Origin of the sequence: Patulibacter medicamentivorans (assembly GCF_000240225.1) — a bacterium.
Classification (GTDB): domain Bacteria; phylum Actinomycetota; class Thermoleophilia; order Solirubrobacterales; family Solirubrobacteraceae; genus Patulibacter; species Patulibacter medicamentivorans.
Genome location: NZ_AGUD01000005.1, coordinates 1 through 9,774 on the forward strand (window position 1 = coordinate 1; position 9,774 = coordinate 9,774).

Consider the following 9,774-nt stretch of genomic DNA (forward strand, 5'->3'; position numbering starts at 1 on the left):
GCGCTTGGGACCGCGGCCGCTCGCGCCCTTCGGCGCCGTGCCCGCGCCGCCCTTGGCCGGCGGGCGCTTGGCGCCCTTGCCGGTCTTGCGGCCCTTGCCGCCCTTCCCCGGGGGCCCGCCGCGGCGGCGCCCGCTCACCGCGGCCCGCGCTCCCTGGCCACCACGGCGATCGCGCGGTCGAGGCTGGCGTTCGGCGCCTTCGGGTCGCTCTTGACCTCGACGTTCGGCTGCAGCCCACCGCCGCGCGCGGTGCCCTTGCCGCCGAGGTTGCGGCCCTTCGGCGTGAAGTACTGGCCGGCGGTGATGTCGAGCGCCCCGCCGTTGCTCAGCGGCTCGACCCGCTGGAAGACGCCCTTGCCGTAGGTGCGGGTGCCGACGACCTTCGCCCGGCCGCGGTCCTGGAGCGCGCCGGTGACGATCTCCGACGCCGACGCCGACCCGCGATCGACGACCACGACCAGCGGCGCGTCGGGCAGCAGCGGGTCGTCGCCGGCCGCGTAGCGCTGCTCGCCGACGGTCCGCCCCTTGAGCGTGACGACCGTCCCGCCCTTCAGGAACAGGCTCGCCACGCCCTGGGCCTGCGTGACGAGGCCCCCCGGGTTCGATCGCAGGTCGAGCACGAAGCGGTCGGCCCCGCGCTTGCGCATCCGCTCGAGCGCCGTCGCGACCTGCTGGGTGGCGCCGTTGTTGAACTGGGCCAGGCGCACGACCCCGACCCTGTGGCCGCCGCGCTTGAACAGCTTCGAGTCGACGATCGGGACCTCGACCGGCGCCCGCTTCGAGGTGATCCTCAGCGTCCGCACGCGGCCCGCCACCCGCCGGCGGACCTGGAGCGCGACGCTGGTGCCGGCCGGGCCGCGAACGTGGTTGGAGGCCTGGTCGGCCTTCAGGCCCTTGAGCGACGTGCGACCCGCGTTGACGATCAGGTCGTCGATCTGGAGCCCGGCCGCCTTCGCCGGGGACTTCGGGTAGACCTGGGTGATCCGCAGCCCCAGCGGGTCCTCGCGGACGACGACCCCGATCCCGTCGAAGCGGTTGTCCTGCGCCTGCTGGAAGTTCTCGTAGGTCTTCGGGTTCAGGTAGTTCGAGAAGCGGTCGTCGAGCTTGGTGACCATCCCCCCGATCGCGTCGTCGACCAGCCGCCGCTCGCCCGGATCGCGGTAGTAGACGTCGCGGATCGTGCCGAGCGCCTCGTTGATCGCCCCGGCGCCCTTGGGATCGACGACGCGGTCGCGGATCACGCCCGGAAGCGACTGCGGATCGCGCGCGCCGACGTAGGCGCCGGCGCTGAAGATCAGCACCACGACGACGAACAGCGCGGCGACCGCGAGGGCGGCGCGCAGGGCACGAGTCCAGAAGCTCACCCCCACAGCATGCCGCCCTCACGGGTGGACGTGAGGCGCGGGCGCCGCGCTCGGCACTGCCGAACGCGGTCCGACGCGTCTACGCGCGCCTCGCGCCGCCCGCTCAGACCCGCAGGAAGCGGCGCAGCGAGAGGCCGGAGCCGGCGGCCGAGACGCCGATGCTGGCCAGGACCAGCAGGCCGATCAGCGGCCCGAAGGCGATCATGTCGGGACGCGAGATCAGGGTCGCGATCCCCTCCAGCTGGCTGAGGATCGTGACCTTGGCCAGCGCCAGCATCGCGATCGCGACGGCGCCGCCCATCGCGCCGAGGATCAGGCCCTCGATCACGAACGGCCAGCGGATGAAGGAGTCGGTGGCCCCGACCAGCTTCATCACCTCGACCTCGCGCCGACGCGAGAACAGCGACAGGCGGATCGTGTTCGAGATCAGCAGGATCGAGGCGACGATCAGCAGCAGCGCGAGCGCGCCGATCGACAGCTTCACCGCGCCGGTGATCTTCACGATCTTGTTGGTCTCGGACTTCGAGGCCTTGACCTCGCCGATCGCGGCGTCGAACGGCGCGCCCTTGCCGCTGGTGCCCTTCGGCATCAGCGACGCCAGCAGCGAGTTGGTGTCGCCGGCGCTGTCGGGCGTGATCCGGAACGTGTCGGGCAGCGGGTTCATCTTGCCCAGCAGCGCGTAGGCCTCCGGGTTCTGCTTCTTCTGCTCCGCGAGCGCCTGCTCCTTGGAGACGAACTTGACGCTCTTGACGTGCTCGGTCCGCTGCAGTCGCTGCTCGACGCGGGCGACGTCGGCCTTGGTCGCCTTCTTGTCCATGAAGACGGAGACCTGGACGCGGCTGCGGACGTCGTCCGCGGCCCCGTTGGCCAGCTGGACGGCGGGGATGAAGACGCCCAGCACCAGCACGGTGATCAGGACGGCCATCAGCGCGGCGAAGCTCGGGATCGGGTTGCGGCCGATCGAGCGGAGCGCTTCCTTGAAGAAGAACGAGACGCGGTTCATGAGGTCTTTCGCAAGTCGGGGCGTCGGGGCGCGGGCGGGACGGGCTAGTCCGCGAACGCGTCGTCGAAGAGGTCGGCCTCGGAGGGCTGGCGCAGCCGCTGCGGCGTCGGCGACGGCTCGCCGCGCATGAGGGCGCCGAACTCGGCGGTCGACTCGCTGTCGCGGCCGTAGCCGCCGGCGACCTCGTCACGCACGATCTGGCCGCCCTGCAGCTCGATCACGCGCCGGCGCATGCGGTTGACCATGCCCTCGTCGTGGGTCGCCACCACGACCGTGGTGCCCGCCTTGTTGATGCGGTACAGCAGCTGCATGATCCCGATCGTGGTGTCGGGGTCGAGGTTGCCCGTCGGCTCGTCGGCCAGCAGCAGCGGCGGGTGGTTGACGAACGCGCGCGCCACCGAGACGCGCTGCTGCTCGCCGCCCGACAGCTGGTGCGGGTAGTTGTGGAGCTTGGTCGAGAGGCCGGTCAGGCGCAGGATGTCCGGCACCTGGCGACGGATCTGCTTGCGGCTGGCGCCCGTCACCTGGAGCGCGTACGCGACGTTGTCGTAGACCGTCCGGTTCGGCAGCAGCTTGAAGTCCTGGAAGACCACGCCGAGGTTGCGCCGGTAGTACGGCACCTTCTTGTGGGTGATCTCCGAGAGGTCGCGTCCGGCGACCCGGATCACGCCGGAGTCGGGCTCCATCTCCTTCAGGAGCAGCTTCATCAGCGTCGACTTGCCGGCGCCGGTCTGCCCGACGAGGAACAGGAACTCCCCGCGGTGGACGGTGAACGTGGCGTCGTGGACGCCCGCGGTCGTGTTGTCGTACGCCTTCGTCACCCCGCGGAACTCGATCACCGCACTGGGGTGCGACGGCCGCGGTGCGGACGTCGGGGCGCCACCCGCGACGGGGTGGGTGCCGGTCGTGCGAGCGGCGGCAGCTGCCTGGCGGGCAGCGGCTGCGCGCTGGCGGTCGGTGGTGGAGCGCGAGACGGCCATATCCAGATCGCAGATTGGCACCGCGACCCCGCGATTCCTGCACGCGAACGTGCACTGCAACGTCGCTTGCGCCGATCGCCCGCCGGGCGCACGGCCCCGATCCGGGCTAGCCGAAGGTGAACGCGTAGCCCGCGACGCCGGGCGGGACCCGCAGCTCCAGCCGGTGCTCGCCGACCGCCGGCAGGTCGACCAGGTCGTAGAGCCGCTGGGGTCCGACCGCGACCGCGCCGCCGCGGACGTCCGCCCCGGCCCCCGCCCGCAGCGGACGCCCGTCGAGCAGGACCTGCACGCGGGCACCCGGCCGGCTGCTGCTCAGCACCAGGTAGACCCGCCGCGCGCGGAACCGCAGGCCGATCCGCGCCCCGGAGAGCGCCTCCGCGCGCTCGTCCGAGAGCCGCCAGCGCCCGCCGAGGGCCATGCTGTCGGCCGGCAGGTCGTCAGGCAGGCCGCCGTAGTCGTGGACGCCGGCCGTGGTCAGCCGCTCGACGCTGCGGATCCGCGCCGACCCCAGGTACGTCTCGGGCGTCGTGACCCCGGACGCGGCCGTCGTCACGTGGAAGCGCGAGACCGGCCGCGGGCGGGCCCGGCCGGCCTCGGCCAGCAGCTCGCGGACCGCGCGCTCCTTGGCCTCCTCCGCGCCCTCGCCGGCGTGCGTCCAGCGGACGTGGCCGCGAGCGTCGATCAGGTAGCTCGCCGGCCAGTACTGGTTGCCCCAGGCGTCCCAGGTCGCCAGGTCGTTGTCCTGGGCGACCGGATAGCGGATCCGGGTGCGGGCGATCGCGGCCCGCACGTTGCCGGCCGAGCGCTCGAACGGGAACTCCGGGGAGTGGACGCCGACGATCGTCAGCCCGGCGCGGCGGTAGCGCGCGTCCAGCTGCTCGAGGCCGGGCAGCGTGCGCAGGCAGTTGATGCAGGTGTAGGTCCAGAAGTCGACGAGCACCACCCGCCCGCGCAGCCCCGCCAGCGTCAGCGGGCGGCCGCCCGCCGTGTTGAACCAGCGCTGGTTGCCGACGAAGTCGGGGGCGCGCCCGAGGTCGGGCAGCCGCTCGCCGGCCAGCACCCGCTGGGGACCGATCGGCGTCCGCGGGCCGGATCCCGCCCCGGGGCGCCGCAGGTCCCGGAGGTCGTCGCGGACGGCGGAGGCGCGCTCCAGCCGCTCGGTCGGGTTGACGAGGAACGACGGCAGGTCGCTGGCGATCGCGGTCTGGAAGCGCTGGTCGAGGTCGGCGACCATCGCCACCCCGAGCGCCACCATCACCAGCCCCATCGCGATCTGGAACTGGCCGCTGCGACGCGAGAGCCGGCGGGTCAGGCGACGGCCGCCGAGCATCAGCGCGTAGAGCACGACGCCGGTCCCGGCCCCGTAGGCCAGCGCCACCACCAGCCGCCCGGCGCTGAACGGCTGCGACGCCGAGGTCGTGATCACCGCCGCCAGGATCGGCCCCGCGCAGGGCGCGTAGACGATCCCGAGCCCGGCGCCGAGCAGCGTCCCCGACCAGAACCCGTCGGCCTCGCGCCGTCGCGCGCCCCCGGTCAGGCGGCTGATCCAGCCCTCCAGCCGTGCCGCCAGCGCCGGCACCGCGAGCGTGACCCCGAAGCCGATCAGGACCACGATCGCGAGCGTCCGCAGCAGCTCGTCGGGCAGCCCGAGGGCGCTGATCACGTAGACCAGCGAAACGGTCGCGAACGTGAACGCGACCGTCAGCCCGACGACGATCCCCAGCGGCCGCCGCCGTCCGCCGGTCGCGCCGCCGGCCAGCACGATCGGCAGCACCGGCAGCACGCAGGGCGAGACCGCGGTGGCGGCGCCAGCGAGGAAGCCGAAGAGGACCAGCAGCACGGCACAAGCGTCCCACCCGGATCTTGCGCGATGGTGAACGCGCTCCGGCCGCCGCTCGGCGCGCCGTCGTGGCGGGCTGGTGCCCGCCGTTCATCGCCCGGTAATGGCGGGCGGCGGCGCCCCGGCCTACGGTGGGTGGATGGCCGCCTCGCCCCTGTCCGACGCGCGCACCGGCTGGGATGATCCGGCGGTGGACCGGTCCGACGCGCTCCCCGCGCAGGCCGCCGATCGGGCGCGGATCCTGGTCGTCGACGACGAGCCGACGGTCGCCGACCTGGTGGCCCGCTACCTGACGCGCTCCGGCTACCGGACCCGCACCGCCGGCGACGGCGAGACGGCGCTGGCGCTCGCCGCCGAGGAGCCGCCCGACCTGATCGTGCTCGACGTGATGCTGCCCGGGATCGGCGGTCTCGACGTCCTGCGGCGGGTGGCCGAGCGGCGGCCGGACCCGCCGGCGGTGATCCTGCTGACCGCGCGCGGCGAGGAGTCCGACCGGATCTCCGGGCTGCGGCTGGGCGCCGACGACTACGTCGTCAAGCCGTTCTCGCCCGGCGAGCTGGTGGCGCGGGTCGAGGCCGTCCTGCGCCGCCGCGACCCGAGCCAGTCGGCGGCACCGCCGCTGGTCCACGGCCCGCTGACGATCGACGGCGCCGCCCGCCGCGTGCTGCTGGACGGCGTCGAGGTCCCCGTCACCCAGCGCGAGCTCGACCTGCTGCTGTTCCTCGCCCGCCATCCCGGGCAGGCGTTCTCGCGCGACCAGCTGATGGAGTCGGTCTGGGGCTACGGCTTCTACACCGACACCTCGACGGTGACCGTCCACGTGCGCCGGCTGCGGGCCAAGATCGAGCCCGACCCGACCCACCCGCGCTGGGTCCAGACGGTCTGGGGCATCGGCTACCGGTTCCAGCCGTGAGCGACCGGACGACCACCGGCGACCGGCGGCGGATGGCCGCCACGTCGCTCGGCTGGCTGGCCGGCGCGCTGGTGGCCGTGGCCGCGGTCGTGGCGATCGCGCTCGACGGCCGCGCCGCCGCGCTGACCGTCGCGATGCTGGCGCCGCTCGGCGCCGGGGCGCTGATCGCGGCCCACGCGGCCGACCTGCGCCGATCGCGCTCGCGGTCGCTGTCGCGACGGCTGGCGCTGGGCCTGGGCCTCGCGCTCGGCCTGGTGGTGCTCGCGCTCCTGATCGCCGTCCGCGCGATGTTCCTCAGCGAGCACGACGCCACGATCGCGATCGCCGCCGTCGGCCTCGCCGCGGTGGTCGGCTTCCGGGCCGTCGCCGTGCTGCTGCGCGGGACCCGCGAGGACGTCGCGGCCCTGCGCCGCGGGCTCGAGCGGGTCCGCGCCGGCGATCGCGACGTGCGCCTGCGGACCGGCGCCGCCGATGAGCTGGCCGCGCTCGCCGACGCCGGCAACGGGATGATCGTCGCGCTGGCGACGGGCGAGGCGGCGCGGGACGCCAGCGAGCAGGCCCGCCGCGACGTGGTCGCCGCCGTCAGCCACGACCTGCGGACCCCGTTGACCGCGCTGCGCCTGATCGTCGAGGCGATCGAGGACGACCTGCTCGACCCGGCCACCGCCCGCGAGTACCTGCGGACGATGCGGACCCACGTCGACACGCTCGGCGCGCTGATCGACGACCTCTTCGAGCTCTCGCGGCTCGATGCCGGCGTGATCGAATGGTCGATGGAGCAGGTCCGCCTGGCCGAGCTGGTCGAGGAGACCGTCGCCGCGATGCGTCCCGAGGCGCGGGCGAAGGGCGTCGAGGTGATCGACCGGGTCCCGGCCGAGCTGGCGCTGGCGCGGGCCAACCCGGAGAAGCTGCAGCGGGTGCTGCTGAACCTGCTGCAGAACGCGATCCGCCACACGCCGGCCGACGGCAGCGTGGTGGTGCTCGCCGGCCGCGGGTCCGGCGCCGACGCCGACGCGGTCGAGATCGAGGTCCGCGACAGCGGCGAGGGGATCGCGGTCGCCGACCGCCCGCGCGTCTTCGAGCCGTTCTACCGCGGCGGCAGCGAGGCGGCGCGGACCCGCAGCGGCAGCGGCCTGGGGCTGGCGATCGCGCGGGCGATCGTCGAGGCCCACGGGGGCCGGATCTGGCTGGCGGACGGCGCCGGCGAAGCGCACGGCACCGTCGTCCGCTTCACGCTGCCGATCTCGGGCTAGCGGCCGCGGCCGAGCACCGCCGGCGCGGCCCAGTGATGGACCCTGGCCCGCCGCGGCAGCAGCGGGAAGAGGGTCCGGATCGAGCGGCCGAGGGCCTGCAGCTCCAGCTCGCGCGCCCGCGACCACGGCAGCTGCCAGCGGCGCCGCAGCTCGGGCGGCAGCAGCCCGAGGGTCAGGGTCCCGAGCGCCCGCCCGCCGACGGCGCCGGCGGTCAGGCGCCAGAGCGGCTCCGGCACCGGCAGCCCCGGGGGCGCCGCCGGGCGCGCGACCGTGGCCAGCACCTCGTCGACCGTCCGGTTGCGGTCGAGGCCGTCGTGCAGCATCTCGGCCCAGTAGCGCTGGAACGCCGGCAGGTCGGCGGGCATCTGGTGGTCCTGCAGGCCCAGGATCCGCCCGACCTCGAGCCACTCGGCGTAGAGCCGCGGGCGCTCGTGCGGGCGCACCGGCGGACCGACCAGCTCGGACATCTCGACCCCGACCTGGATCAGCGTCGCCAGCACCCAGAAGAAGCCGTCGGGCTCCTGCGCGTGGTACCGCCGGCCGCGCATGTCGACGCCCTCGAGCTTGTTGTGGAGCGCGTGGATCCGGTAGCCCTGCTCGTGGCGCCCGCCGATGTCGAAGACGATCCCGCCGAAGACCAGCTCCATCGTCTTGTGGAGCCGGTGCCAGGGCCGCTCGCGGTAGGTCGAGAACTCGCCGACCGCGGCGCCGACCGCCGGGTGGGCGACCTGCAGCAGCAGCGCCGTCCCGGCCCCGGCGAGCATCCGCCACTCCTGCGTCTGGCGCCAGACGATCGCGTCGGGCCCGAGCGGCCCCCGCTGGCCGGCGGGGACGACGCGTGGTGGTGGCGCCAGTCGCGCCGCGCCCTCGGGGCCCCCGTCGGGGCGCTCCGACGGCTCGGCCACCGTCGCGGGCGGGGCCGGGCCGTCGCTCTGCGGGACGGACGGCGCCGGATCGAGATCGCGAGACATTCTGATTCAAATCGTACCAGTGACCCACGACTGCGACGGCCGCCAGGGCTGGGGCCGGTCGCGGCGAGGCGATACCGTCGTTGGTGATGCCGCAGATCATCTCCACCGTCGCGCCCAACGGCCTGCCCGTCCACCGGATCGCCCTCCCCGGAACCCGCACGCTGACCGCGCTGGTCGCGTTCCACGCCGGGGCCCGGACCGAGCGCCCCGAGGAGAACGGCATCGCCCACTTCCTGGAGCACCTGGTGTTCAAGGGCGGCGAGACCTACGACGACTACCGCAAGGTCAACGAGACCGCCGAGCGGATGGGCGGCGTGCTCAACGCCTACACCTCGCACTCGATGGTCGCCTTCCACATCACGGTCCGGGCCGAGTCCGCCGACGCGGCCCTCGACCTGCTGACCGACTTCGCCGGCCGGCCGCAGATCGACGCCGGCGAGCTCGACAAGGAGCGCGGCGTGGTGATCCAGGAGATCGCCCGCTACAACGACCAGCCGGCGGCGCTGGCCGAGATGCTGATCGACGAGGCGACCTTCGGCGACCACCCGCTGGGCCGCCCGGTGCTCGGCCCGGAGGAGCACCTGCGCACGTTCAGCCGCGACCAGGTCGTGGCCTTCCGCGACCGCCGCTGGTCGGGCCGGACCGGCGGGGCGTTCCTGGTCGGCGACGTCGGCCAGCTGCCCGACGACGAGCGGCTCCACGAGCTGTTCTCGCGCTTCCCCGACATCGGCGCCCCCGGCCCGGTCGACGAGGTCCCGGCCCCGCGCACCGACGTCGTCGTCCGCGAGCGCGACACCAACCAGTCGCACCTGCGCTTCACCTACCGGCCCGACCTCGACGCCGCCGACCCCGCCACGCGGGCCGCGCTGACGATCTACAGCACCCTGCTCGGCGGCTCGATGGGCTCGCGGCTGTTCGACGAGATCCGCGAGCAGCGCGGCCTGGCCTACTCGGTCTCGGCCTCGGCCTGGTCGCTCGGCGACACGACCCAGCTGCAGCTGTCGGCCGGCCTCGACTCCGAGAAGTGCCTCGAGGCCTACGGGCGGATGCGCGAGATCGTCGCCGAGCTGCACGCCGACGGGCCGACCGAGGACGAGGTCGCCCGCGCCCGCGCCTACGCCGCCGGCCGGCTGGTGCTCGCCTTCGAGAACAGCGGCGCGGTCGCCCGCCACGCGGCCACCCAGGCGATCGTCCACGGCGAGGACCTCGATCCCGATCGCGCGATCGCCGCGCTCGACGCGGTCACGCTCGACGACGTGCGCGAGATCGCCCGCAGCGTCGACCCGTCCCAGGCGGCCGTCGCCTGCGTCGGGCCGCAGACGGCGGACGACTTCGGCTGGGACGGCTGAGGCCCGCCCCGGGCGCCGGTCGCGGGGCCGCCGGGCCCCGCGCCGGTCCACGACCGTCCGTCAGTCGCCGGCGCGCCCGCGCCCGCCGTCGCGCGAGCCCG

8 protein-coding genes are annotated in these 9,774 nt (G+C 74.5%); 3 read left to right on the plus strand and 5 right to left on the minus strand.

From position 1 onward, the window contains the following. Window positions 1–134: 134 nt before the first annotated feature. The 4 genes from PAI11_RS00775 to PAI11_RS00790 all read right to left on the minus strand — a co-directional run bounded on the left by PAI11_RS00775 (window position 135) and on the right by PAI11_RS00790 (window position 5,187). Window positions 135–1,364, minus strand: coding sequence for a S41 family peptidase (locus PAI11_RS00775; RefSeq protein WP_050897049.1), 1,230 nt, complete (start codon window positions 1,362–1,364; stop codon window positions 135–137). A gap of 103 nt (window positions 1,365–1,467) precedes the next feature. Next, a complete protein-coding gene (gene ftsX / locus PAI11_RS00780; protein ID WP_007569813.1) occupies window positions 1,468–2,367 on the minus strand; it encodes a permease-like cell division protein FtsX in 900 nt (299 codons plus the stop codon). Window positions 2,368–2,411: 44 nt separating this feature from the next. Next, a complete protein-coding gene (ftsE, locus tag PAI11_RS00785) occupies window positions 2,412–3,206 on the minus strand; it encodes a cell division ATP-binding protein FtsE (RefSeq protein WP_081488176.1) in 795 nt (264 codons plus the stop codon). Window positions 3,207–3,453: 247 nt separating this feature from the next. Continuing rightward, window positions 3,454–5,187 carry a cytochrome c biogenesis protein DipZ gene (locus tag PAI11_RS00790; RefSeq protein ID WP_007569818.1) on the minus strand — a complete coding sequence of 578 codons (1,734 nt, stop codon included), beginning with the start codon at window positions 5,185–5,187 and terminating at the stop codon, window positions 3,454–3,456. Between the two features lie 139 nt (window positions 5,188–5,326). Between PAI11_RS00790 and PAI11_RS00795 the strand changes: the two genes are divergently transcribed. Both PAI11_RS00795 and PAI11_RS00800 read left to right on the plus strand, forming a co-directional pair. Beyond that, window positions 5,327–6,100, plus strand: a complete 774-nt coding sequence (locus tag PAI11_RS00795; protein WP_081488177.1) for a response regulator transcription factor — start codon at window positions 5,327–5,329, stop codon at window positions 6,098–6,100. Beyond that, window positions 6,097–7,353 carry a sensor histidine kinase gene (locus PAI11_RS00800; RefSeq protein ID WP_007569823.1) on the plus strand — a complete coding sequence of 419 codons (1,257 nt, stop codon included), beginning with the start codon at window positions 6,097–6,099 and terminating at the stop codon, window positions 7,351–7,353. The genes PAI11_RS00795 and PAI11_RS00800 overlap by 4 nt, the downstream gene beginning before the upstream one ends. Here PAI11_RS00800 and PAI11_RS00805 read toward each other — a convergent pair. Next, window positions 7,350–8,324 (minus strand): oxygenase MpaB family protein, encoded by a 975-nt coding sequence (locus tag PAI11_RS00805; protein ID WP_007569825.1) that lies wholly within the window; start codon window positions 8,322–8,324, stop codon window positions 7,350–7,352. The genes PAI11_RS00800 and PAI11_RS00805 overlap by 4 nt on opposite strands. An 86-nt stretch (window positions 8,325–8,410) precedes the next feature. Here PAI11_RS00805 and PAI11_RS00810 point away from each other — a divergent pair, with 86 nt between their 5' ends. Continuing rightward, complete coding sequence (locus tag PAI11_RS00810) at window positions 8,411–9,673, plus strand: M16 family metallopeptidase (RefSeq protein WP_040597495.1); 1,263 nt, start codon at window positions 8,411–8,413, stop codon at window positions 9,671–9,673. Window positions 9,674–9,774: the final 101 nt, after the last annotated feature.